Source organism: Variovorax ginsengisoli, from assembly GCF_030811835.1.
In the GTDB taxonomy this organism is placed as follows: Bacteria; Pseudomonadota; Gammaproteobacteria; order Burkholderiales; family Burkholderiaceae_C; genus Variovorax; species Variovorax ginsengisoli_C.
This window is the reverse complement of record NZ_JAUSRO010000005.1, coordinates 259,096-281,091: the sequence shown is the minus strand read 5'-3', so window position 1 is coordinate 281,091 and position 21,996 is coordinate 259,096. Positions and strand designations below refer to the sequence as shown.

25 protein-coding genes are annotated in these 21,996 nt (G+C 66.0%); 13 read left to right on the top strand and 12 right to left on the bottom strand.

Going from position 1 to position 21,996, the window contains the following annotated elements:
- Positions 1-16: 16 nt before the first annotated feature.
- From J2W36_RS09600 to J2W36_RS09580, 5 genes are read right to left on the bottom strand one after another with little or no spacing between them, the layout of a single operon-like run.
- Positions 17-1,144 carry a sterol desaturase family protein gene (locus J2W36_RS09600; RefSeq protein WP_307689488.1) on the bottom strand — a complete coding sequence of 376 codons (1,128 nt, stop codon included), beginning with the start codon at positions 1,142-1,144 and terminating at the stop codon, positions 17-19.
- On the bottom strand, positions 1,132-2,169 hold the full coding sequence (locus J2W36_RS09595; protein ID WP_307689487.1) for a DUF535 family protein: 1,038 nt from the start codon (positions 2,167-2,169) through the stop codon (positions 1,132-1,134). The genes J2W36_RS09600 and J2W36_RS09595 overlap by 13 nt, the downstream gene beginning before the upstream one ends.
- Position 2,170: 1 nt before the next feature.
- Entirely contained in the window at positions 2,171-3,460 is a 1,290-nt protein-coding gene (locus J2W36_RS09590) for a beta-ketoacyl-[acyl-carrier-protein] synthase family protein (protein ID WP_307689486.1), read from the bottom strand.
- Entirely contained in the window at positions 3,457-3,741 is a 285-nt protein-coding gene (locus J2W36_RS09585; protein ID WP_307689485.1) for an acyl carrier protein, read from the bottom strand. Before J2W36_RS09585 ends, J2W36_RS09590 begins: the two co-directional genes overlap by 4 nt.
- Before the next feature lie 42 nt (positions 3,742-3,783).
- Complete coding sequence (locus J2W36_RS09580; protein WP_307689484.1) at positions 3,784-4,626, bottom strand: alpha/beta hydrolase; 843 nt, start codon at positions 4,624-4,626, stop codon at positions 3,784-3,786.
- A gap of 121 nt (positions 4,627-4,747) precedes the next feature.
- On the opposite strand from J2W36_RS09580, the gene J2W36_RS09575 reads away from it, so the two are divergent.
- Positions 4,748-5,437, top strand: coding sequence for a response regulator (locus J2W36_RS09575; RefSeq protein WP_307689483.1), 690 nt, complete (start codon positions 4,748-4,750; stop codon positions 5,435-5,437).
- The gene (locus tag J2W36_RS09570; protein ID WP_307689482.1) at positions 5,434-6,843 is read left to right on the top strand and encodes a sensor histidine kinase; all 1,410 of its coding nucleotides are present in this window, start codon (positions 5,434-5,436) and stop codon (positions 6,841-6,843) included. Before J2W36_RS09575 ends, J2W36_RS09570 begins: the two co-directional genes overlap by 4 nt.
- On the opposite strand, the gene J2W36_RS09565 is transcribed toward J2W36_RS09570, so the two are convergent.
- Together J2W36_RS09565 and gstA are read right to left on the bottom strand one after the other, a co-directional pair.
- A complete protein-coding gene (locus J2W36_RS09565) occupies positions 6,825-7,928 on the bottom strand; it encodes an alkene reductase (protein ID WP_307689481.1) in 1,104 nt (367 codons plus the stop codon). The genes J2W36_RS09570 and J2W36_RS09565 overlap by 19 nt on opposite strands.
- 124 nt (positions 7,929-8,052) lie before the next feature.
- Positions 8,053-8,661, bottom strand: a complete 609-nt coding sequence (gene gstA, locus J2W36_RS09560; RefSeq protein WP_307689480.1) for a glutathione transferase GstA — start codon at positions 8,659-8,661, stop codon at positions 8,053-8,055.
- A 197-nt stretch (positions 8,662-8,858) separates the two neighbouring features.
- Between gstA and J2W36_RS09555 the strand changes: the two genes are divergently transcribed.
- The 9 genes from J2W36_RS09555 to J2W36_RS09515 all read left to right on the top strand — a co-directional run bounded on the left by J2W36_RS09555 (position 8,859) and on the right by J2W36_RS09515 (position 16,117).
- Positions 8,859-9,044, top strand: coding sequence for a DUF1328 family protein (locus tag J2W36_RS09555; protein WP_307689479.1), 186 nt, complete (start codon positions 8,859-8,861; stop codon positions 9,042-9,044).
- The gene (locus J2W36_RS09550; RefSeq protein WP_307689478.1) at positions 9,044-9,232 is read left to right on the top strand and encodes a hypothetical protein; all 189 of its coding nucleotides are present in this window, start codon (positions 9,044-9,046) and stop codon (positions 9,230-9,232) included. The genes J2W36_RS09555 and J2W36_RS09550 overlap by 1 nt, the downstream gene beginning before the upstream one ends.
- Positions 9,233-9,245: 13 nt before the next feature.
- Positions 9,246-10,202, top strand: a complete 957-nt coding sequence (locus J2W36_RS09545; protein ID WP_370869288.1) for a transglutaminase-like domain-containing protein — start codon at positions 9,246-9,248, stop codon at positions 10,200-10,202.
- A gap of 178 nt (positions 10,203-10,380) precedes the next feature.
- Positions 10,381-12,336, top strand: coding sequence for a tRNA uridine-5-carboxymethylaminomethyl(34) synthesis enzyme MnmG (mnmG, locus tag J2W36_RS09540; protein WP_307689477.1), 1,956 nt, complete (start codon positions 10,381-10,383; stop codon positions 12,334-12,336).
- A 112-nt stretch (positions 12,337-12,448) separates the two neighbouring features.
- On the top strand, positions 12,449-13,048 hold the full coding sequence (gene rsmG, locus J2W36_RS09535; protein WP_370869294.1) for a 16S rRNA (guanine(527)-N(7))-methyltransferase RsmG: 600 nt from the start codon (positions 12,449-12,451) through the stop codon (positions 13,046-13,048).
- A 74-nt stretch (positions 13,049-13,122) separates the two neighbouring features.
- The gene (locus J2W36_RS09530) at positions 13,123-13,737 is read left to right on the top strand and encodes a LysE family transporter (protein WP_307689475.1); all 615 of its coding nucleotides are present in this window, start codon (positions 13,123-13,125) and stop codon (positions 13,735-13,737) included.
- A 9-nt stretch (positions 13,738-13,746) separates the two neighbouring features.
- The gene (locus J2W36_RS09525; protein ID WP_307689474.1) at positions 13,747-14,610 is read left to right on the top strand and encodes a ParA family protein; all 864 of its coding nucleotides are present in this window, start codon (positions 13,747-13,749) and stop codon (positions 14,608-14,610) included.
- Positions 14,607-15,179, top strand: a complete 573-nt coding sequence (locus tag J2W36_RS09520) for an RBBP9/YdeN family alpha/beta hydrolase (protein ID WP_307689473.1) — start codon at positions 14,607-14,609, stop codon at positions 15,177-15,179. Before J2W36_RS09525 ends, J2W36_RS09520 begins: the two co-directional genes overlap by 4 nt.
- A gap of 5 nt (positions 15,180-15,184) precedes the next feature.
- Positions 15,185-16,117 (top strand): ParB/RepB/Spo0J family partition protein, encoded by a 933-nt coding sequence (locus tag J2W36_RS09515; protein ID WP_307689472.1) that lies wholly within the window; start codon positions 15,185-15,187, stop codon positions 16,115-16,117.
- A gap of 72 nt (positions 16,118-16,189) precedes the next feature.
- On the opposite strand, the gene J2W36_RS09510 is transcribed toward J2W36_RS09515, so the two are convergent.
- Entirely contained in the window at positions 16,190-17,614 is a 1,425-nt protein-coding gene (locus J2W36_RS09510; RefSeq protein WP_307689471.1) for an FAD-binding oxidoreductase, read from the bottom strand.
- 86 nt (positions 17,615-17,700) lie between these two features.
- Here J2W36_RS09510 and J2W36_RS09505 point away from each other — a divergent pair, with 86 nt between their 5' ends.
- Together J2W36_RS09505 and J2W36_RS09500 are read left to right on the top strand one after the other, a co-directional pair.
- Entirely contained in the window at positions 17,701-18,267 is a 567-nt protein-coding gene (locus J2W36_RS09505) for a cob(I)yrinic acid a,c-diamide adenosyltransferase (protein ID WP_307689470.1), read from the top strand.
- A gap of 161 nt (positions 18,268-18,428) precedes the next feature.
- Positions 18,429-18,857: an RcnB family protein gene (locus J2W36_RS09500; protein WP_307689469.1), complete on the top strand. Its 429-nt coding sequence runs from the start codon at positions 18,429-18,431 to the stop codon at positions 18,855-18,857.
- Between the two features lie 51 nt (positions 18,858-18,908).
- Here the strand turns inward: J2W36_RS09500 and J2W36_RS09495 are convergent, their stop codons facing one another.
- The 4 genes from J2W36_RS09495 to J2W36_RS09480 all read right to left on the bottom strand — a co-directional run bounded on the left by J2W36_RS09495 (position 18,909) and on the right by J2W36_RS09480 (position 21,989).
- Complete coding sequence (locus J2W36_RS09495; RefSeq protein ID WP_307689468.1) at positions 18,909-19,160, bottom strand: hypothetical protein; 252 nt, start codon at positions 19,158-19,160, stop codon at positions 18,909-18,911.
- A 116-nt stretch (positions 19,161-19,276) separates the two neighbouring features.
- Positions 19,277-19,960 carry a cysteine hydrolase family protein gene (locus J2W36_RS09490; protein WP_307689467.1) on the bottom strand — a complete coding sequence of 228 codons (684 nt, stop codon included), beginning with the start codon at positions 19,958-19,960 and terminating at the stop codon, positions 19,277-19,279.
- Positions 19,960-20,895 carry an ABC transporter permease gene (locus J2W36_RS09485; protein WP_307689466.1) on the bottom strand — a complete coding sequence of 312 codons (936 nt, stop codon included), beginning with the start codon at positions 20,893-20,895 and terminating at the stop codon, positions 19,960-19,962. Before J2W36_RS09485 ends, J2W36_RS09490 begins: the two co-directional genes overlap by 1 nt.
- Positions 20,892-21,989 carry an ABC transporter permease gene (locus tag J2W36_RS09480; RefSeq protein WP_307689465.1) on the bottom strand — a complete coding sequence of 366 codons (1,098 nt, stop codon included), beginning with the start codon at positions 21,987-21,989 and terminating at the stop codon, positions 20,892-20,894. Before J2W36_RS09480 ends, J2W36_RS09485 begins: the two co-directional genes overlap by 4 nt.
- Between the last annotated feature and the right edge of the window lie 7 nt (positions 21,990-21,996).

The following is a 21,996-nucleotide window of genomic DNA, read 5'->3' as shown; positions in this document are numbered from 1 at the left end:
ACGCGCGGTCGCCGCGCTACATTACCAACAGCGCAGTCGCCGCGCCGAGCAGCACGGCTTGTACGGCGGTGCTGCGCGCGACCGACCCGCCCTGCTCGAACAAGGCGCCCGTCACCTGCAGGCCCGCCGCGCTGAGTGCCAGCAGCGCGACGTCGCGGCCCCATCCGAAGGTGTCCGCCTGCCAGAGAAAGGCCAGCACCACGCCGACCCAGGCGATGAACTGCAGCGTGCCCGCCAGGCGCTGACCGCGCGTGGTCGGCGGGTCGTAGGTGCACACGGCGTCGAGCACGAAGGGCGGCTGCGGCGAGCGTGCGGCCACGTCGGCCGGGCGCCAGCCTGGCGCCTTGAAGAACACGCGCAGCTTGTCGCGCCACCGTCGCGTGTGCCATGCGTCGTGCAGCAGCGGTGCATAAGGCCCGAACACCGCGCGCAAAGGCCGCCAGCTGTCCAGCGGCGACCGTGTGCCGTAGACGCAGGGCGCCTGTTCTTCGGCAAAGGTGCCGAAGAGGCGGTCCCAGATCACCAGCATGCCGCCGTAGTTGCGGTCGACGTACGCATCGTTCACCGCGTGGTGCACGCGGTGGTTGGAAGGCGAGGAAAACACCCGATCGAACCAGCCGAGCTTGCCGATGTGTTCGGTGTGGATCCAGAACTGGTAGACCAGCACGATCAGTCCTGCCAGCGCGTACTGGTCGGCGGGTATGCCCACCAGTGCCATGGGCAGGTAGAAGGGCCAGCCCAGGAAGGCGACCATGCTCTCCTGGCGCAGCGCGGTCGAAAAATTGAATTGCTGGCTCTGGTGGTGCACCGAATGCGCCGCCCAGAAAACGGCCGACTCGTGGCCGGCGCGGTGCAGCCAGTAGTCGCAGAAATCGAAGAGCAGCACGGCCAGCACCCAGCCGGTGGTGCTGTTCCAGAAGGCATCGTTGTGCCACAGGGCGATATGCGGCGCGATGGCCACATAGAGCCCGATCTGGAACAGCTGCGTGCACACCGCCAGCGCCTGGCTCAACAGCCCCTGGCCCAGGCTGCTGATGCTGTCGTTGAGCCGGTAGGTGTTGCGCTGCCGGCGCCAGCCGATGACGAATTCGGCCGCCATCAGCAGCACGAACGCGGGCACCGCGCAGACGATCAGGCGGTACACGGCCTGGCGTCGCGCGCGATGCGCTTCAATGCAAGCATGAGTTGCGTGTCCAAGTCCGACAGCAACGCACCGCGCCTTTCGTAGAGCGCACGCTTGGCCGCTTCCACGTCTTCGCGCGACTTGACGATGGGCGCGGCAGGTAGCTGTACCCAGCCCTGCCGATCCGGTGCCGCACCGCCGCTCTCGCGCCACAACGTGCCGTAGCCCGCATGGATGTGCGCCGCTACCGCACGTTTGCCGGCATTGAGCTTGTGGTAACGCCAGTCGGTCAGCGGATGCGCGTCCGGTGCGATGCCACGCACGCCCAGTTGCCATTGCAGCGCACAGCGCTGTGCGGCCCACACCAGAAGCGCCTTCGGCCGCAGCCCATGCATGGCCTTGGTGAGTGCCTTGAAGTGCGGCAATCCGGCATTTCGCGGGCCTTGCACGCAACCAATGCTCAGGCAGGATTGGCCGCCTTCATCGATGACGCTGAAAGACAGCGTTGCCAGCACGGGCGGCATCTCGCCTGGCGACGTCGCGTCGGTCGCGCCGGCGCAGAGCAGCAGCGCGAGTTCGCCTTCGCGCATCTGCAGCCGTGCATGGTCGAGCCAGATGCTGGCTGCGTAGGCGTTGTCTCGAAGGGCAAGGTCGCACAGCCGCAATGCCTGGCCCGCATAGAGCGACTCCACCACCTGTGTGTCCAGATGCGCGGTCATCCACTCGTAGTGCGTGACGAGCGCGTGCACGCGCTCCACCGGTGTCCAGAGACTGTTGAGATACAGACGGCGTGGTTTGTCGAGCAGCAATGGCTGCGCCTGCACCAGGGGGCGCAGCACGGGATGCTCGAGGTAGCTCAGCCAGTACAGGCAGGCGCGAGGGTGGCAGGCCGCGAACAGCATCATCTTGCCGGCGGTGCGCAAGCGGCCGCGCGAGTCGTGCGCGGCGAGCTGGCGCGCTGCGGTGCGTGCGAGCGCAATGCCCTGCATCACAAGGAGGGTGCCTTCCAGCAGCACGAGGCTGTGGTGCGACGTCAAGGCAATCATTTCAGTGCGTGCATGCAGCCACGAGGACGGCATTGGTGCCGCCGAATGCGAAGGAGTTGGACAGTGCGTAACGCATGCCTGCGGCATCGCGCGCCTGGCCACGCACCAGGTCCAGCGCGAACGCCGGGTCGGGCGTGTGCAGGTGGGCCGTGGGTGGGATCAGTCCGCGTTCGAGCGCACGCAGCGTGGCAACGAGTTCCACCGCACCGCCCCCTCCCAGCAGATGGCCGTGGACCGCTTTTGTCGAGCTCACCGGCGTGCGGCTGCCGAACACCGTTTGCAGCGACGCAGCTTCGGCGGCGTCGCCGGCACCGGTCGCGGTACCGTGCGCGTTGATGTAGCCGATGTCTTCGGGGCGCAGCCCGGCGTCCTTGAGTGCAGCAAGCATGACCCGCACCTGTCCGGCCGGATCGGGGTTGGTCATGTGCGAGCCATCGCAATTGGTCGCATAGCCAGCGAGCGACAGCGACGAGGAGGCTCCGCGCGCCCGTGCATGCGCTTGCGATTCGATCACCAGCGCCGCTGCGCCTTCGCCCAGTGCGAAGCCCGCACGGTCGGCCGAGAACGGCCGGCAGGCGCGTTCCGGCGCGTCGGCCGGCGGCGGCGCCATCACGCGCATGGCGTGCCAGCTCGCCAGCGTGCCCGGGCTGTGCTGGGCCTCATGGCCACCGACGATCGCCACGTCGATCCAGCCACCGCGGATGGCGCGCATCGCCTCGCCGATGGCCACCGAAGACGACGCGCAGGCGCAGGCGTAGCTCAGCGCTGCACCCTGCGCGCTGAACAGGAGGCCGAGCTCGGCGGCCGCCGCGTTGGGCATGGTGGTGAGGACCGTGGTCGGCCGCACGCGGCGATGCTCCGCATAGAGCGCACGCGCCGTGGCGTCGAAGCTCGCCGAGCCAGCCATGCCGCTGCCCCAGTACACGCCGACACGGTCGTGCGCGAGCGTGCGGGTGTCCAGGCCGGCCTGTGCGACCGCAGCACGCGCGGCGGCCAGCGCCATCGCGGTGCCGCGGTCCAGCGGCAGGCGCGAGCTGCTGCGCTCGGAGTCGTCGAAGTTGCAGGACGCCAACGACACCTGCATGGCATCGAGTTCGCCGATGGTGAGGGTCTGCGCGCGCACGGCCGAACGCCCTGCGAACAGTGCGTCGTCGAAGTCGGCCAGGGTGTTGCCCAGCGGCGTCACCAGGCCCATGCCGCTGACCGCGATGCGCTCGGCATGCGCAGGTGCGCTGCGTTGCGCCGTGTGCACGTGCGCTGCCGCGGGCGGGCTGGCGTACGGGTCTTTCATGCCGCAGCGGCCAGCGACACGCCGCGCTGGGCGGGTGCGTACTGCATGTCGTCGATGACTTCGCACAGGCGCTGCAGGGTGATGCCGGCTTCGCGCGGATCGAGGCGATCTTCCGGAATGCGCAGGCGGAACGCATCTTCGACGGCGAAGACGAACTCCATGAGGGCCAGCGAGTCGAGACCGAGGTCGATCAGCGCAGCGTCGGCGTGGATCTGCGAGGCCTCGAGGTGGAACTCGCTCTGCAGGATGGCTGCAATGCTGTTGAAGGTGGGGGAATTCATGAGGGTCGATCTCCGTTGAGGATGCGAAGGCGGTCCGCGCCTTCAGGCGGTGCCGCATGCAATCGCTGCGGCGAATTCGAGGGTCTCGGCCAGCACCTGCTGGCGGTCGTTGTCGATGGTGATCATGTGGAAACTGTTGCTCAGCACCACAGTGCGCAGCGAGCCGCAACGCAGGTCCCGCGCGAGGATCGCCAGGTTCTGCAGGCTCGCGACTTCGTCGTCGCGTGCATGCAGCGCGAGCACGTTGGCGCACTGCACGCGCTGCAGGTTGGCGCGCACGTGGCGCAGCAGCCGGTGGTGCTCGCGCAGGTGATCGATGCCGATGACCGAGCTGCCCGCGCTGGAGATCCGGCGCGTGCGTAACTCGCGTTCGATCCAGGCGCGCACCCGCTCGTTCTTCACGCCGTAGGGTGCGCGTTCGCGGTACTTCCAGAAACGACCCAGCGGTGTGTAGAGCGCCAGCGGCAGCAGCCATTGCGTGCGTGGCACGGCCCAGCCGTCCAGGCGCAGCGCGGTGGACATCAGCAGCAGCGCATCGATGCGTGTGCCGCAGCGGATGGCCGCGGCCAGCGCCAGCGAAGCACCTGCCGAAATGCCCACGAGCAACACGCGGTCGTGGTTGGCGCGCAGCGCATCGACGCGATGTTCGAGCGTGTCGACCCAGTGTTCGAAAGGGCAGGCGGCCTGGTGCTCGGCGGTCGCATCGAACGAGTACCCTTCGATGGGAAGCGCCTGCACGGTGTACCCCAGGCCGCGCAGCGCGTTGCCGACGGTGCGCAGCTCATCAGGCGTGCTGCACAGACCATGCAGCAGCACGACGGCGGTGCGGCGTGCGGCCGAATGGTCCACGCGCAGGGCTTCGGCGGAACCGTGGAATGCGCTCATTCGGAGGCGGGCCGGGCAGGCCAGTAGGGGTGACTCATGCCTCGTTTATCGCGTTGAGGTACTGACCTGCCGCTGACCCTGGGATGGTGTAGAAACACGTATCTTTTTTCAGGGTCTTGCCATGCGAATCCTTCTGGTCGAAGACGACGCGGTGCTGCGCGAAGTCATGCTGCGCAGCCTCGGCGATGCGGGTCATCGTGTCGACGTGGCATCGAACGTCGAAGACGCAGACCACCTGTGGCGTGTGCAGCCTTTCGATGCGGTACTGCTCGATCTGAACCTTCCGGCGACGGCCAGCCCGACCAGCAACATCTCCAGCGGTCTGATCGCGCTGCGCCAGGCGCGCGCGCGGGGCGATCGCACGCCGGTGCTGGTGCTGACCGCGCGCGATCGCACCGAAGAGCGCGTGGCCGGACTCGATGCCGGCGCCGACGACTACCTCGGCAAGCCCTTCGAACTGGCCGAGGTGGAAGCGCGCCTGCGTGCGTTGGTGCGACGTGCCTTGGGCACGGACGATGTCTCCGTGCTGGGGCGCCTGAAGCTCGACCGCAAGGCGCGCCGCTTCGCAGTGGGGCTCACGCCGCTCGATCTGCCTGCACGCGAGTTCGAGGTGCTGTGGGAACTCATGAGCCCACCCGGCCACACGGTGAGCAAGCGCGCCCTGTCGGACAAGCTGTCGACCTTCGACGAGTCGCTGGGCGACAACGCGCTGGAGGCGTTCATTTCGCGCCTTCGCAAGAAGCTCGTGGGCAGCGGTGCAAGCATCCGTACGTTGCGCGGTATCGGTTACCTGCTGGAAGTCGAGCAGTGAAACTGCGCGGCGAAGCCGCCACGCGGTCGCTCACGCACCGGGTGCTGCGCGGCGTGCTGTGGCCGCTGGCGCTGACCTGGCTTGTCGGTACGGCCATCGCGGTTGGCGTGGCCAATCATCTGACCGAGCAGGCCTTCGACCACGCACTGCTCGACGATGCCTATGCGGTGTCGGCCAACGTGCAGGCGAGCGAACGTGGCATCGAGCTCACCCTGTCGCCGCGTGAGGTGGAGGCGGTGCTCTTCGATCAGATCGAGTCGGTTTATTTTGCGGTGCTGCGGTCGGACGGTTCGCTGCTGGCTGGCGAAACAGCCCTGCAAGTACCCGCACCGAGCGAAGGCCAGCGCTTTCGCTTCTCCGACATCCGCTACCAGGGCCAATCCCTGCGCGCGGTCGCGCTGGCACACGAAGCGCCCAACGGCTATCGCGTGCTGATCGCGCAGACCACGCGTGCGCGCACCGCGCTCATCGAGGAGGTGCTGTTCTATGCGTTGACGCCGCAGCTGTTGCTGCTGGCGCTGCTCGCGGCCTGGCTGTGGCGCCGCATCGGCAGCGACCTGCGGCCACTGGGCGAGCTGCAGCAGGCGCTCGACCGGCGCGATGCGCATGACCTCGCGCCGGTGCATGTCGCGCGGACATCGCTGGAACTGCAGCGGCTCGGCGATGCCGTCAATGCGCTGTTCGACCGGCTCGGCCACAGCGTGCGAGCCCAGCGCGAGTTCGCCGGCAACGTGGCGCACGAGCTTCGAACGCCGCTCGCCGGCATACGGGCACTGGCCGAGTACGGCCTGGCCAATCGCGATCCGGCCGTCTGGCGCGAGCAACTTGCCCGCGTGGTTGCCAGCCAGGCGCGTGCCAGCCATCTGGTGGATCAATTGCTGGGTCTGGCGCTGGCCGACGAAGGCCACACCGGGCTGCAGCGTGAACCGGTACGGCTCGACGAACTGGCCGAGCAGGCGGTGCTGCGGCACTTGGCCCGCGCGGATGCGCAGGGCGTCGATCTGGGGGCGCGAGGCCTGGAACAGGCCGTCACCGTGCAGGCCAACACGGCGCTGATCGAAGGCATTCTGGACAACCTGATCGACAACGCGTTGCGCTATGGCGGGCGCACCGTGACCATCGAGCTTGCAGGCCACACGCTCGCCGTGGTGGACGATGGCCCCGGCATTCCCGAGGCTGGCCGGCGGGACCTGATGCAGCGCTGGGCACAGGGTGCAGACGGCCAGAAGCTGGGGCAGGGCGCCGGGCTCGGCCTGTCGATCGTCTCGCGCTATGCCCAGTTGCTGGGCGCAGAACTGCTTTTGACGTCGGCCTCCGAGACAGGTGGACTTCGCGCGCAGGTGGCCCTGCCAGCCTCTCCTGCGCCGACTTCGGCCCCGGCGGCGTCTCAACCCATCGTCGGGTAGTCGATATAGCCCTTGGCGCCGCCACCATACATGGTGGCCTTGTCCAGCGGCGCCCAAGGCGCGTTGTCGCGAATGCGGTGCACCAGGTCCGGATTGGAGATGAACGGGCGGCCGAAGGCGACCAGGTCATGGCCTTGCGCCAGGGCCGTTTCGGCCATCGGCTTGTCGTAGCCGTTGTTCACCATCCATGCCGCCTTGCCGCCGGCCGTGCGGTAGGCCGCCTTCAGCGCTTCATAGTCGAAGGGGCGGTCGGGCAGTTCGCGCGGGCCGCCTGTGGCGCCTTCGATGATGTGCACGTAGGCCATGTTCAGCGTGGCGAGCTGCTGCACGACGTAAGTGAAAAGAGCCTGGGCCTCGGTGTCGTGCACGTCGTTGGCGGGCGTGACGGGCGACAGGCGGATGCCGGTCTTGCCACCACCGACCGCATCGGCTACCGCACGGGTGATCTCTAGCGTGAGGCGGGCACGGTTCTCGATGCTGCCGCCATAGTCGTCGGTGCGCTGGTTGCTGTCGCTCTTGAGGAACTGGTCGAGCAGGTAGCCGTTGGCGCCATGGATTTCCACGCCGTCGAAGCCTGCGGTCTCCACCGCATTGCGTGCGGCGGCGGCAAAGCTGTGCACGATGCCCGGCAGCTCGCTCGCGTCGAGGGCGCGTGGTGGCGAGGTTTCCACGAAGGTGGGCAGGCCGTTCTTGATGAGCACGGTCTTGGTCTTGGCCGTGATGGCGGAGGGGCCGACCGGCGCACCGCCATCGGGCTGCAGGTCGCAATGCGAGACGCGGCCCACATGCCACAGCTGCACGACGATCTTGCCACCGGCCGCATGCACGGCCTGCGTGACGGGCTTCCAGGCGTCGAGTTGTTCGGTGCCATAGAGGCCCGGCACGTCGGAATAGCCTTGGCCCTGGTGGCTCACGGCGGTGCCTTCGCTGACGATCAACCCGGCGCTGGCACGCTGCGCGTAGTAAGTGACGGCGATGTCCGGCGGGATCGCGTTGGGCGAGCGGTTGCGCGTGAGCGGCGCCATGACGATGCGGTTGGCGAGCTGCAGGTCACCGGCTTGGACGGGGTCGAAAAGGGTAGACATCGAGAGGGCGCTTCCTTGAAAAGTAAGTGCACAGCCTAAGCCTGCGATGACAAACCCGCTGTCGCGGGGTTGTCGGTTTCCTGCTATGCAGCGTGTGCAGCGGCCGGGTCGTTGCGCCCCGGACTTACTTCGTCAGGCCTTCGGCCTGGAGGGCAGCCTGGACGCCAGGGCGAGCGGCAATGCGTGCGCGCCAGGCGACCAGATTCGGGTAGCCCGACAGGTCGACATTCATCGGCTGGGCCCAATTGGTCACGGTGAAAAGGTAGCCGTCGGCGACGCTGAAATGCTCGCCCATCAGAAACTCCTTGCCGTCGAGCTCCTTGTCGATCCAGGTCAGGCGGCTCTTGAGCTTTTCCATCGTCAGCGTCTTGGCTTCCGCAGGCATCGCCGGGTTGAACAGCGGGCCGAAACCCTTGTGCAGTTCGGTGCCGATGAAGTTCAGCCATTCCTGCAGGCGATAACGCGCCAGCGTGCCGTTGGCCGGGGCCAGGTTCTTCAGCGGCGCCTGGTCCGCGATGTACTGCACGATGGCCGGGCCTTCACGCAGCAGCGTGCCGTCGTCGAGTTCGAGCAAGGGCACGTAGCCCAGTGGATTGATGGCGTAGTAGTCCGTGCCATCGGCGAGCTTATGGCTCTTGGTGCTGGCCAGCACGGGTTCGAAAGCGAGGCCGGCTTCGTGCAGGGCGATATGGGGCGACAGCGAGCAGGCGCCGGGCGAGTAGTACAGCTTCATGAGGGAACGCTCCAGGGACAGTATGGAAAAAGTGACAGCGCGCATGCTAACGGTTTCGCTCCGGCATAGCCGGCCTGGCGTTTTTGTCCTACGGGCCGTTGCGTCAGCCGACTATCCGGCCGGGTCGTTGGCTTTTTTAAGCTCTGCTCCAACGCGGCAATCCGCCGTATTCGTCTTCTCTTCCCAAGGAGCGTGTCATGTTGAAGTACGCAATCATCTTTGCAGTGGTCTCCTTGATCGCTGGTGCATTGGGCTTTGGCGGCGTCGCCGCAGGGGCGGCCGGTATTGCCAAGGTGTTGTTCGGACTGTTCCTGATTCTGGCCGTGGTGTTCCTGGTGCTGGCTGCGCTGGGCGTGGGCGCGGTGCGAAAGGCGATCGACTGATGGCGTCATCCTTGCGCTGGCCGCATCGCGGGCGATCGCTGGGTGCCTTGCTGCAGACGCCTGCGCACCGGGTGGTGCGCGTGCTATACGTGACGCAGTCGCATTGGCAATTGCCGGAGCGCCAGCGGCGTGGGCACCGCAGCCCGCAGGCCATACCGACGCAGGCTGTGCACTCCGACGGGGTCTGACGCTGTTGCGTCAATGTCCCCTTTCACGACCCTCGAATTCCCCTGGCTTGCTCCTGAACGAGGCGGCGCATCCGTGTGCTGTCATGCTGTGCATTTCTCACATATCGAAACCGTCCTGTCTTATGAGCTGACCGGGCCTTCGCACCTGCTGCTGAACATCGAAGCCACACGCAACGGGACGCAGGCGCTGCTGAGCGAGGAACTGGTGGTAGAGCCGCCGGTCGACATGCATGCCTTTTGCGATGAAAGCAGCGGCAACCGATTCATTCGATTCGACGCTCTGCCCGGGTCGTTGATCATCCGATACCGAACGAGTGTGCAGCGTGCCACGTTGGCCGTGGCTCCCTATCTGCCCGAAGTGCCTGTCAATGCCCTTCCCAACGAGGTCTTGCACTACCTCATGCCGACCCGTTATTGCGAGTCGGATGTGATGGCGCGCGCCGCCATGCAGCTCTTTGGCGATTTGCCACAGGGCATCGGGAGGGTACAAGCCATTGTGGACTGGATCCACGACAGCATCACTTACGAACCGGGCAGCAGTGAGTCCACCACTACCGCGCAAGAGGTGTTCGTCCAGCGGGCGGGCGTATGCCGCGACTTCGCGCATCTGGGCATCACTTTTTGCAGGGCCTTGAACATTCCCGCTCGGTTGGTGGTGGGGTACGTGTATTTCGACGAACCACCGCAGGACTTCCACGCGGTGTTCGAGGCGTGGCTGGGTGGGCAATGGGTGCTGTTCGATCCGACGCGCATGGCGCCAGTTGACCGCCTTGTGCGTGTGGGCACGGGGCGTGACGCCAAGGACGTGGCGTTCTGCACCATGTTCGGACCTGTGCGCATGACAGCCAAAACCATCACGGTACGCGAGCTTCAGGACGAAAGCGTCGCACCGCCGGTCGCGCCCGAACCTGCAGGAACAGTGATCGGCATCGAGAAGCCGGTGGCTGTAGCGCCAGCTGAAGTAGGCTGACTCACCGCTTGAATGCTATCATTTCTATAGCAATTTTCTCTTTGCTGAACTGACTTGCGGCGCCGGCCGGCCGGCGGGATGACCTCAGCAGCCTTGCGGGTGGCAAGGCCCGACTAAAATGCGCACTCCCTCTCTTGCAGAGACTGCGCCGCGCACGCGAAAAGTGCGCCACCACCCCATGCTATATCCCGAAGAATTCGACGTGATCGTCGTTGGTGGCGGCCATGCCGGCACCGAAGCCGCCCTGGCCGCTGCACGAATGGGCGCCAAGACGCTCCTGCTCAGCCACAACATCGAGACGCTCGGCCAGATGAGCTGCAACCCGTCGATTGGCGGCATCGGCAAGGGCCATCTGGTGCGCGAAGTCGACGCGCTCGGCGGCGCCATGGCGATTGCCACGGACGAGGCGGGCATCCAGTTTCGAATCCTCAACTCGAGCAAAGGACCGGCGGTGCGCGCAACGCGTGCCCAGGCCGATCGTGTGCTCTACAAGGCGGCCATTCGCCATCGACTGGAGAACCAGCCGAACCTGTCCTTGTTTCAACAGGCAGTCGACGACCTGATGATCGAGGGAGATCACGTGGTGGGCGCCGTCACGCAGGTGGGTATCGCGTTCAAGGCGCGCACGGTGGTGTTGACGGCCGGCACTTTTCTCGATGGACGCATCCATGTTGGCCTGGACAACTACCAGGCCGGCAGGGCGGGTGATCCGCCAGCGATCCGATTGTCTGCGCGGCTCAAGGAGCTCAAGCTGCCACAAGGGCGGCTGAAGACCGGCACACCGCCGCGGCTCGATGGTCGCAGCATCGACTTTTCGAAGTGCACCGAGCAGCCAGGCGATGGCATGCCAGGCGGTGCGACGGACACGATGCCTGTGTTCAGCTTCATGGGCCGCCCGGACATGCATCCACGACAGATGGCTTGCTGGGTGACCCACACCAATGCGCGCACCCACGACATCATTCGATCGGGCTTCGATCGCAGCCCCATGTTCACCGGCAAGATCGACGGCATCGGCCCACGCTACTGCCCGAGCGTCGAGGACAAAATCAATCGGTTCGCCGACAAGGACAGTCATCAGATTTTCCTGGAGCCGGAAGGGCTGACGACCAATGAGTATTACCCCAACGGGATCTCGACGAGTCTGCCGTTCGACGTCCAGTACGAGCTGGTGCGTTCGATGGCGGGCCTGGAGAACGCGCACATCCTGCGTCCGGGCTATGCGATCGAGTACGACTACTTCGACCCGCGCGAGCTCAAAAGCAATTTCGAGACGCGCTCGATCCAGGGGCTGTTCTTCGCCGGACAGATCAATGGCACGACGGGCTACGAAGAAGCCGCGGCGCAAGGCCTGTTTGCCGGCATCAATGCGGCATTGAAGTGCCGAGACGAGGCCCCATGGCTGCCGGGTCGAGATGAAGCCTATTTGGGTGTGTTGGTCGATGACCTGATCACCAAGGGCGTGACGGAACCCTATCGCATGTTCACTAGTCGGGCAGAATTTCGGCTGCAATTGCGCGAAGACAACGCGGACATGCGTCTGACTGAAGCAGGGCGCCAGTTGGGGCTGGTCGGCGATTTGCAGTGGGATGCTTTCTCGCGCAAACGCGATGCTGTTTCACGTGAAACACAGCGACTCCGATCCACCTGGGTCAATCCGCGGAGTCTGCCCGCGTCCGAGTCGGAACGCGTGCTCGGCAAGCCGATCGAGCGCGAGTACAACCTGGGCGACTTGTTGCGTCGTCCGGATGTCAGCTACGCCGCGCTCATGTCTTTGGATGGGGGCAAGTACGAAGCCAAGCAGACGCTGGGCGCTGCCGAAATCGAACAAATCGAGATCGCAGCCAAGTATTCAGGCTACATCGATCGCCAGCACGATGAAGTCCAGCGGGCATCCCATTTCGAGAAGTTGAAGCTTCCTGAGGATTTCGACTACGGGCAGGTCACCGCGTTGAGCTTTGAAGTGCGGCAGAAATTGTCGAAACATCGCCCGGAAACCCTCGGGCTGGCCTCACGCATTTCCGGTGTGACGCCGGCTGCGATTTCCCTGCTGATGGTGCATCTGCGCAAGGGTGGCCACAAGGCATTTGCGCGCGACATGGCTCCCGCCAATGAAGCGGATGTCGCATCATGAGAGTGGCGAAAAGTACTTTCGATCTGGATCCTGCCCGATTGCCGAAGTTTGAACCAGTGAGGACTTCGTTTTGAGCCAGGATGCAGAATTGCTGCGCGCGGGCGCCTTGCAAATGGGCCTCACGCTGGACGATCGCCAGTGCCAGCGACTGCTGGCTTACGGCGCGTTGATTCTCAAATGGAACAAGGTCTACAACCTGACGGCGTTGCGCGACCCGGCCCTGGTGCTCACGCACCACCTGCTCGACAGCCTGTCCGTCGTTGTGCCGTTGCGTCGCGAGCGGCCGGGCAGGGCGAAGCTGCTCGACGTCGGTGCGGGTGCGGGATTGCCGGGCGTGATCATCGCCATCTTGTGTGAAGACATCGACGTGAGCTGTCTGGACGCAGTGGCAAAGAAGGCGGCCTTCGTGCAGCAGGTGTCCGCCGAGCTGTCGTTGCCCAATCTGCGCGGTGTCCATGCGCGCGTGGAGAGCTTGCAGGGCGCCTATGACGTCATCAGCAGCCGCGCATTTGCTTCATTGCCTGACTTCTACCAAGGTTCATCGCAACTCCTGGCGCCTGGGGGTGTCTGGCTTGCCATGAAGGGCAAGCAACCTGCCGAGGAGCTGGCGGCATTGCCGGGCGATATCGACGTGTTTCACGTGGAACAATTGCATGTTCCGGGGCTGAATGCGGAACGTTGCATCGTCTGGGCCCGAAAACGCGGCACTTGAGCCCGTGCGCACCGCCGTGCGTCCACTGACTCGCTTAGACTCGATGCCTTCCCCCGTTCTCCTCCAGGCATCCCATGTTCGGCATCGCTGATTACGGCGCGTTCGTCGCTGCCATCGTACTGTTTCTCGCCATCCCCGGGCCGGGCAATCTGGCCCTTGTGACATCCACTGCCAAGGGCGGTATCAGGGGCGGGCTGGCCGCCACCTTGGGGGTCATTGCTGGCGATCAGGTGCTCATGTGGCTCGCGGTGGCCGGTGTGGCGGCCATGCTGGCGGCCTATCCGCCCGCTTTCCATGCCGTGCAGTGGCTGGGCGCCGGCTACCTCGCTTGGCTCGGCTTCAAGATGCTCAGAGCCCGTTCGGGCGATGCCCCCATTCTCAATATCCGTCCGCGGCATTACTTCCGCCAGGCGCTGATGATCACGTTGCTCAATCCCAAGGCCATCGTGTTCTACATGGCGTTCTTTCCGCTGTTCGTCGATCCCGCGCGCCATCAGGGCCTGAAGACCTTCGGGGTGATGGCCCTCACCATTGCCGTGTTGACCTTCCTGTATGGCCTGGGAGCCACCTTCCTGACGTACAAGCTGTCGGAGCGTCTTCGGGCCAACCCGCGCATTTCGACCACGCTGCAAAAGCTGGCGGGCGTTTTCCTGATCGGCTTCGGCGTGAAGCTTGCCATTTCGAGATAAGTACCAGACATGGCCAAGATCTTCTGCATTGCCAATCAAAAGGGTGGGGTGGGCAAGACCACCACCACCGTCAATCTCGCCGCAGGCTTGGCGAAAGTCGGTCAGCGTGTCCTGATGATCGATCTTGACCCCCAGGGCAACGCCACCATGGGGTCGGGCATCGACAAGCGCCAGCTTGAATTGACCGTGTACGACGTCCTGCTCGAATCGGCCTCCGTGGCCGAAGCCCGTGTGGCCTCCGAGACCTGCGGTTACGACGTGCTGGGGGCCAACCGCGAGCTGGCCGGTGCCGAGGTGGAAATGGTGTCACTGGAGCGCCGCGAAAAGCGCCTGCGCACCGCATTGGCACCTGTGGGTGCAGCGTACGACTTCATCCTGATCGATTGTCCGCCCAGCCTGAGCATGCTCACCCTGAACGGCCTGTGCGCCGCGCACGGCGTGATCGTCCCCATGCAGTGCGAGTACTTCGCGCTTGAAGGGCTCACCGACCTGGTCAACACCATCAAGCAGGTGCACGCCAACCTCAACAAGAACCTGCAGATCATCGGCCTGCTGCGCATCATGTTCGACCCCCGCATCACGCTGCAGCAGCAGGTGAGCGAACAGCTCAAGGGCCATTTTGGCGACAAGGTGTTCGACACCGTGATCCCGCGAAATGTGCGTTTGGCCGAGGCGCCCAGCTATGGACTGCCCGGCGTGGTGTTCGATCCAGCCGCCAAGGGCAGCCAGGCCTTCATCGCGTTTGCGCAGGAGTTGGTGGACAAACTGCCACCGGCCAGCGCCTTCGCTCCCAATGCTGCGCCAGCCCCCTCTCCGCTCGGTATGCCGGGCGTTGAGGCCCTGCGCGCAGGCGACGAAGGCGAAGTGCAGTGACGGCGCCTGTGGCCCCCGGTGCAGCAACGGGCGACCCCGCCACGGTGCTGCTGCTGCCCGGTTGGCAGAACAGCGGCCCCACCCACTGGCAAAGCCGCTGGGAAGCCTTGCACGGCGACCGCCGGGTCGACCAGCACGACTGGATGCGGCCTCTGCGCGGCGACTGGTCGATGCGCCTTGAAGAAGAGGTGCTCGCTGCGCCTGGGCCGGTGGTTCTGGTTGCGCACAGCCTGGGTTGCATCCTGGTGGCGGCGTGGGCTGCCCACTCGCGCCACACGCAGCGTGTGCGCGCCGCGCTGCTTGTCGCTCCTGGCGATCTGGAGCGAGACGACCTGCGACAGGCCATTCCCGGCTGGGCGCCCATCGTCCGCCAGCGCCTGCCTTTTCCGTCGCTGCTCATCGCGGCGAATGACGATCCGTACTGCGCCGCACCGCGAGCACGTCAGCTTGCCCAGGACTGGGGCGCCCGCTTCGTCGATGCCGGCGCGCGCGGACACCTGAACGGCGACTCCGGCTTGGGCGACTGGCCCGAGGGCCGTGGTTGGCTGGCTGAACTCCTGAAAGACTGAACACGATGGTCACCAAGAAACCCAAGGGCCTCGGCCGCGGCCTCGAGGCGCTGCTGGGCCCGACCTTCAACGGCAACGCTGTTGAACGCGAAGACGACAAAGCTGCCCTGAACCCGACTGTCCTGCAGCTCGACCAGATGGTCGCCGGGGTGTACCAGCCGCGCACGCGGATGGACGAGGGCGCCCTCTACGAACTGGCCGAGAGCATCAAGGCCCAGGGCATCATGCAGCCCATCCTCGTGCGCCGCCTGGACCCGGCGCAGGCCGAGGCCAAGAATGCCGAGTTCGAGATCATCGCGGGCGAGCGTCGCTTTCGGGCAGCCCGACTTGCCGGGCTCGAGAGCGTGCCTGTGCTGGTGCGCGACGTTCCCAACGAAGCCGCTGCGGCGATGTCGCTCATCGAGAATATCCAGCGCGAAGACCTCAACCCGCTGGAAGAAGCGCAAGGCCTGCAACGCCTGGTCAGTGAGTTTGGACTCACTCACGAAATGGCGGCACAGGCGGTGGGTCGCTCGCGCAGTGCCGCCAGCAACCTGTTGCGCTTGCTCAATCTGGCCGAGCCGGCGCAAGCCATGCTCATGGCGGGCGACATCGACATGGGCCATGCCCGCGCGCTGCTGTCGTTGGACAAGGGGACGCAGATCACGGCGGCCAACCAGATCGCCGGCAAGAAACTGTCGGTGCGGGAGGCCGAAGCGCTGGTCAAGAAGCTGGCTGCGGAATTCAGCCACGCACCCTCGCCACGCCGTGCCGCCGAAAAGCCGCGCGACCTGCAGCGCGTCGAAGAGGAGCTGGCCGACCTGTTGACGGCCGAGGTCGAGGTGCGCATCAAGAAGCGCAGCAAGCGCGGGGGCAAGGCGGACATCAGTGGCGAACTGGCCATCCACTTCGGCTCCATGGACGCGCTCAACGGCCTCATCGAGCGCCTGCGCAAGTAGATTCGATCCCCCCGGGTTTCGCGCACGAGAACGGGTCCGCGCCGGGTGGCCTGTGCCGGCGGATGCCGGGGCTCAGAGGTTGAAGATCTTGCCCGGATTCATGATGTTTTTCGGATCGAGCGCGCGCTTGATCGTGCGCATCACGTCGATCGCCCCGGCGCCGGCCTCGGTCACCAGGAAATCCATCTTGTGCAGGCCGATGCCGTGCTCGCCGCTGCAGGTGCCTTCGAGCGCGATGGCGCGTGACACCAGCGCGTGATTGAGCGCCTCCGCACGGGCGCGCTCGCTGGCATCGGCAGGGTCGATCAGGTAGCCGAAGTGGAAGTTGCCGTCGCCCACGTGGCCGACCAGGAAATAGGGGATACCGCTGGCCTCGACCTCGTCTACCGACGCGAGCAGGCAATCGGCCAGACGTGAGATCGGCACGCAGGTGTCCGTCGAGATGGCGCGGCAGCCCGGGCGCGACTGGATGGCCGCGAAGTAGGCGTTGTGCCGCGCGGTCCAAAGGCGCGTGCGTTCTTCCGGGGTGGTGGCCCACTCGAAGGCGTTGCCACCGTGGCCGCTGGCGAGTTCCTGCACGGTTTCCGCCTGTTCCTTGACGCCGGCAGGCGAGCCGTGAAACTCCATCAGCAGCATCGGTTCCTCGCGCAGGCCCAGCTTGGCGTACGCGTTGACCATGCGCACGGTGTGACGGTCGATCAGCTCCACGCGCGCGATCGGCACGCCCAGCTGGATCATCTCGATGGTGGTGCGCACGGCGGCCTCGATGCTCGGGAAGGAGCAGATCGCGGCCGACACTGCCTCCGGCAGCGGGTAGATGCGCAGCGTGATCTCGGTGATCACACCCAGCGTGCCCTCGCTGCCGATCATCAGCCGCGTGAGGTCGTAGCCGGCGGAGGACTTGCGCGCGCGCGTGCCGGTACGGATCGCCTCGCCGCTGGCCGTGACCACCTCCAGCGCCAGCACGTTCTCGCGCATGGTGCCGTAGCGCACGGCGTTGGTGCCGCTCGCGCGCGTGGCCGTCATGCCACCGAGGGATGCATCTGCACCCGGATCGATCGGAAAGAACAGGCCGGTGCTCTTGATCTCTTCATTGAGCTGTTTGCGCGTGACGCCTGGCTGCACCGTGACCGTGAGGTCGTCGGCATTGATCGACAACACCCGGTTCATGCGCGACACGTCGACGCTGATGCCGCCCTGAACCGCCAGCAGATGGCCTTCGAGCGAAGAGCCGACGCCAAAGGGAATCACCGGCACGTCATGGTCGCCGGCCAGCTTCACCGCGTCGGCCACGTCCTGTGTGCTCTCGGCGAACACCACGGCGGCGGGCGGCGGTGCCTCGAAGGACGACTCGTCGCGGCCGTGTTGCGTGCGCACCGCCAACGCGGTGGAACAGCGGTCACCGAACCGGGTCTTGAGGGCGTCGATCAGCGCGTCGGGCACGGCGCGCAACGCGAGCTCGGGCGTGAGATGGGCGAGGGCGGCGGGTGCGTTCATGGTGTGTCTCCGGAAAGAGCCCGCGGGTCGCAGGCAGCGGCCAGGGGTCTACCATTCTATGAACCGCAGTCAACAAAGGAAAACGCATGGGCAATCGCCTCACTCAGATCGCCACCCGCACCGGCGACGATGGCACCACCGGATTGGGCGACAACACGCGGGTGCCCAAGGATCATCTGCGCGTGCATGCCATGGGCGACGTCGACGAGCTCAACTCGCACATCGGCGTGCTGCTGTGCGAGCCGATGCCCGTTCCCGTGCGCGCGCTGCTGGTCGAGGTTCAGCATCAGCTCTTCAATCTCGGCGGCGAGCTGTCGATGCCCGGTTACACGCTGCTCAAGCCCGAGGCGCTGCTGCAGCTCGACGAAGCGCTGGCAGAGCACAATGCCGCGCTGCCGCGGCTGGCCGAATTCATTCTGCCGGCGGGCACCCGTGCCGCGTCGCTGGCCCATGTGTGCCGCACCGTGGCGCGGCGTGCGGAACGTGCCGTGGTGGCGCTGGGAGCGCAGGCCGCGCTCAACGAGGCGCTGCGGCAGTACCTCAATCGCCTGAGCGATCTGCTGTTCGTGCTCGCGCGTGTGCTCAACCGGGTGGACGGTGGTGACGATGTGTATTGGAAGAGCGAACGTCTAGCACGCCAGGGCGCGTCCTGAGCAACACGCACACCAAGCAGCAACGGAAACTGCCCAAAAGTGCCGGTTATTGGAACCGATACGTCGGCTTACCTGCTTCACCTGCTGCGTACATGGCGTGGGCGGTGGCGACACAGGGAACGCGCACACTGGAAGCTCATCAACGCAGAAGGAGATCCAGAATGACATCATCCAAACGCATGACCCTCGTGGTCGCGGCCCTTGCAGTGTCCATGGCGGGCGGGGCATTTGCCCAGGACCGCCGCGACGACCGCGGCCCGGACCGCGGCAACGACCGCAATGGGCGTTACGAGCAGAACGATCGCGGCAACAACGGTCACGGCCCGAATGGCCGCAACGACGATCGCGGTCGCCGTGACGATAACGGTCGCTTTGCCGATCGCGCAGGCTATCCGCAGCCGCACGCCGAATGGCGCAGAGGCGGTCGGGTGCCCACCGAATACCGCGGCGGCAACTATGTCGTGAACGACTGGCGCGGTTACCAACTGCAAGCGCCGCCGCGCGGCTACCAATGGATCGGCGTCGGCAGCGATTTCGTGCTCGCCGCAGTCGCGACCGGCCTGATCGCCCAGATCGTGACCGGACACTGAACCGCCATCCCGGCTCGGCACCCCGCATGAGGGGGGGAGAGCCGTGACGGCCTACACCGTCGACGCGGGCGCCGCCATCTGTGCGCAGACGTTGCGCCCGGTGATGGTCAGGCGCAGCCCGCCGCCATGCCACTCCAACCAATTGAGGCCCACATAGGCGTCGATGTCGCGGTCGTCGATGCGGTCGGCCTGCCGGTGTTGCAGGAGATCGACGGTGGCGGGCAGGGTCTGGCGCAATCTCTCGCGCGATGCGGCGGCGGCCGTTGCCTTCGCTGAAGCGAGCTTTTGCTGGGTCGATGCCATGGCGAATCCGTTTCAATGACTGAGGGACTCATCCCAATGTACCCGGCTGCAGCACCTTTGCCTTACTTTTTTGACGCTTCGGCACAACGATGTCACAAGGTCATGCAGAAGCTTCATCAGGCGCGGTTTGCGCGCCACTGGTCGAGCAGGTCCGCTGACTCCATCACCAGCCCCAGGTGCAGCGACACCATTGACAGCGCTGCCGCCTCCAGATGGGCGTCGGTGCCGCGCACCAGGTCGCGCAGGACAATCACGCGGTAGTTGTGGTTGTTGGCATCGAAGGCCGTGTTGAGCACGCAGCAGTCGGTGAAGCCGCCATCGAGGACCACGGTCGTGATGCGCTGGTTGCGCAACAGGAAGTCGAGGTCCGTGGGGTAGAAGGCCGACAGTCGCCGCTTGTTTTCCACCCGCAGGTCACCGGGCTCCACGCGCGTGACCCATTCGGTCCAGGGAGAACCTTCGATCGCGTGCGCATCGGCATTGGGGATGGGCCCGATGTGCAGTGGAAAGGTGCGCCGCCACGCAGAGGGGATGCCACCGACGTCGTCGGCGCCGCCGGGCCGAAGCACCGACTTCACGTGCACGATACGTCCGCCCAGCGCACGCACTTGGTCATGGAACGCATCGATCGGCGCGACCAGTTCGCGTGCGCGGGGCGCGGGGCAGGGGCAGTCCGGCGAGTCGTCGAGGTGGCCTCGGTGCATGTCGATCGAAATCACCGCCGTGGTCCGCGGGTCGAGGTAGTCGGCGAACGCGCTGGCGTCGAGTTCGCGGGCCTGGTCGTAGACGAATGCGCGCACTATCTTCTTTCTTCACGAAGGTAAGGCTCCCCCAGGGCTGCGGGTTCGCCGTCGCTGCCGCGCCCGCCGACCGCGACCCAGACCATCACGGCCAGCGTCACGACATAGGGCGTCATCAGCACGAAATACTGGGGCAACTGGACACCGGCTGCGGCGAGTTGCGGGATCAGCGCCTCGATGCAGCCGAAGAGCACCGCGCCAGCCAGCGCCTTCCAGGGCGACCAGCGCGCAAAGATCACCAGCCCCACCGCGATCCAGCCGCGTCCGCCGGTCATGCCGGCGATCCACAGCTTGGTGCTGACCACCGAGATGTAGGCACCCGCCAGGCCCACCAGCGCCGCGCCGGCGAGCACGGCGGCGAAGCGCCAGGCCGTGACGTTGATGCCGGCCGCGTCGGCCGCCTGCGGGTTCTCGCCCACCGCGCGCATGCGCAGGCCTGCGCTGGTGCGTGTGAGATACCAGACCACGGCCAGGAAGATCGGCAGCGTCAGGTACACGACGATGTTCTGCTCGAACAGGCGGCCCACCAGGGGCAGGGTGGCGAGCGGGCCGAGCGGCACGGCTGCGAAGCTTTCCACCGCGCGATTGGTCCAGCCGAACAGCGTGCCCATGAGACTGGTCAGGCCCTGGCAGAAGAACACCAGTGCCAGGCCGGCGATCACCTGATTGACCCGCAGCAGGATGGTCATCACCGCAAACAGCACCGACACCAGGCTGGCGGCCCCCATGGCCAGCACCAGCGCGATGGCAGGTTCGCCGAACGCCAGCTGCGCGCCGATGCCCACGAGCGCACCCACCAGCATCAGCCCTTCGGCGCCCAGCGACAGCACGCCCGCGCGCTCGGTGAGGATCAGGCCCAGCGCAGCCAGCGCGTAGGGCACGGCAAAGTCGGGCGCATTGCCCAGCCAGTTGGTGGCGATGGCGAAGACGTTCATTGGAGGCTGCGAATCCGGTGGCGGATGAAGAAGTCGGAGCACGCCACGCAGATCACCACGATGGCCTGGATCAGCTGCACCATCGAGAAGGGGATTTGATAGAACACCTGCAGATTGCGGCCGGCGACGAAGAGTGCGGCCACCAGCAGTGCAACCACGGTCGCGGCCAGCGGGTTGTTGCGCGCGAGGAAGGCGATCAGGATGCCGGAGAAGCCGTAGCCAGCGTAGAAGCCCTGTGTGAGCCGGCCTTCCTGCCCCGCCACCACCACGAAACCGGCGAGGCCCGACAGCGCACCCGACAGCAGCACGGCCGACAGGATCATGCGGTGCACCGGCACGCCAACGGCATGCGCCATGCGGGGGTTCGCGTTCACGAAGCGCAGGTAGAGTCCGGCACGGCTCACACCGACGAACCACCAGGCCAGCAGCGCCACCACGAGCGCCAGCGCGATGGCCGTCGGCCCGGTGCTGCCGAACCATTCGGGCAGGCGCTCGAAAGCGCGGAACTGGGGCGAGTAGGGAAACGAATCCTTCGGGTCCTTCCACCCCCCGTAGACCAGGTGCAGCAGGAAGTTGCCCGCGATGTAGTTGAGCATCAGCGAGGAGATGATCTCGTTGACGCCGAGCCTGAGCTTGAGCAGCGCCGGCGCCAGCGCCCACAGCAGGCCGAGCGCCATGGCCGTGGCCAGCATCAGCGGCAGCCGCAGTGCGGGCGGGCCGATGTCGAACAAGGAGATGGCGGTGGCGCCGATCGCGCCCCAGATCATCTGGCCTTCGAGTCCGAGGTTCCAGAAGCGCGCGCGAAAGGCCATGGCTGCGCCCAGGCCGACCAGGATCATCGGCGCGGCCTGGAACAGCACGGCCTGCAGGCTCTGCAGGTCGAACAGCGTTTGCAGCACGAACTCGTTGAGCAGCTCGTTGGCCGGAACGCCGGCGGCCACCAGGATCGCTGCCGAGATGCCCATGCCGATGGCCAGCGACATGGCCAGGATGAGTGCCTGCCGGGACCAGGCCATCTGCTGGCGCACCTCGAGGGCGAAGCGGCGGCCTGCCAGCGGTTGACGTCGCGCCGTGGCGGCGGAAGAAGAGGGCAAGGAGCGC

What these genes read in the sequence shown, in the direction of transcription:
- J2W36_RS09575 (WP_307689483.1), top strand. Translation starts at nt 4,748, where the DNA reads ATGCGAATCCTTCTGGTCGAAGACGACGCGGTGCTGCGCGAAGTCATG.
- J2W36_RS09485 (WP_307689466.1), bottom strand. Translation starts at nt 20,895, where the DNA reads ATGAACGTCTTCGCCATCGCCACCAACTGGCTGGGCAATGCGCCCGAC.
- J2W36_RS09580 (WP_307689484.1), bottom strand. Translation starts at nt 4,626, where the DNA reads ATGAGCGCATTCCACGGTTCCGCCGAAGCCCTGCGCGTGGACCATTCG.
- gstA (WP_307689480.1), bottom strand. Translation starts at nt 8,661, where the DNA reads ATGAAGCTGTACTACTCGCCCGGCGCCTGCTCGCTGTCGCCCCATATC.
- J2W36_RS09555 (WP_307689479.1), top strand. Translation starts at nt 8,859, where the DNA reads ATGTTGAAGTACGCAATCATCTTTGCAGTGGTCTCCTTGATCGCTGGT.
- J2W36_RS09545 (WP_370869288.1), top strand. Translation starts at nt 9,246, where the DNA reads ATGTCCCCTTTCACGACCCTCGAATTCCCCTGGCTTGCTCCTGAACGA.
- J2W36_RS09595 (WP_307689487.1), bottom strand. Translation starts at nt 2,169, where the DNA reads ATGATTGCCTTGACGTCGCACCACAGCCTCGTGCTGCTGGAAGGCACC.
- J2W36_RS09495 (WP_307689468.1), bottom strand. Translation starts at nt 19,160, where the DNA reads ATGGCATCGACCCAGCAAAAGCTCGCTTCAGCGAAGGCAACGGCCGCC.
- J2W36_RS09500 (WP_307689469.1), top strand. Translation starts at nt 18,429, where the DNA reads ATGACATCATCCAAACGCATGACCCTCGTGGTCGCGGCCCTTGCAGTG.
- J2W36_RS09565 (WP_307689481.1), bottom strand. Translation starts at nt 7,928, where the DNA reads ATGTCTACCCTTTTCGACCCCGTCCAAGCCGGTGACCTGCAGCTCGCC.
- J2W36_RS09550 (WP_307689478.1), top strand. Translation starts at nt 9,044, where the DNA reads ATGGCGTCATCCTTGCGCTGGCCGCATCGCGGGCGATCGCTGGGTGCC.
- rsmG (WP_370869294.1), top strand. Translation starts at nt 12,449, where the DNA reads ATGGGCCTCACGCTGGACGATCGCCAGTGCCAGCGACTGCTGGCTTAC.
- mnmG (WP_307689477.1), top strand. Translation starts at nt 10,381, where the DNA reads ATGCTATATCCCGAAGAATTCGACGTGATCGTCGTTGGTGGCGGCCAT.
- J2W36_RS09505 (WP_307689470.1), top strand. Translation starts at nt 17,701, where the DNA reads ATGGGCAATCGCCTCACTCAGATCGCCACCCGCACCGGCGACGATGGC.
- J2W36_RS09585 (WP_307689485.1), bottom strand. Translation starts at nt 3,741, where the DNA reads ATGAATTCCCCCACCTTCAACAGCATTGCAGCCATCCTGCAGAGCGAG.
- J2W36_RS09525 (WP_307689474.1), top strand. Translation starts at nt 13,747, where the DNA reads ATGGCCAAGATCTTCTGCATTGCCAATCAAAAGGGTGGGGTGGGCAAG.
- J2W36_RS09530 (WP_307689475.1), top strand. Translation starts at nt 13,123, where the DNA reads ATGTTCGGCATCGCTGATTACGGCGCGTTCGTCGCTGCCATCGTACTG.
- J2W36_RS09515 (WP_307689472.1), top strand. Translation starts at nt 15,185, where the DNA reads ATGGTCACCAAGAAACCCAAGGGCCTCGGCCGCGGCCTCGAGGCGCTG.
- J2W36_RS09510 (WP_307689471.1), bottom strand. Translation starts at nt 17,614, where the DNA reads ATGAACGCACCCGCCGCCCTCGCCCATCTCACGCCCGAGCTCGCGTTG.
- J2W36_RS09590 (WP_307689486.1), bottom strand. Translation starts at nt 3,460, where the DNA reads ATGAAAGACCCGTACGCCAGCCCGCCCGCGGCAGCGCACGTGCACACG.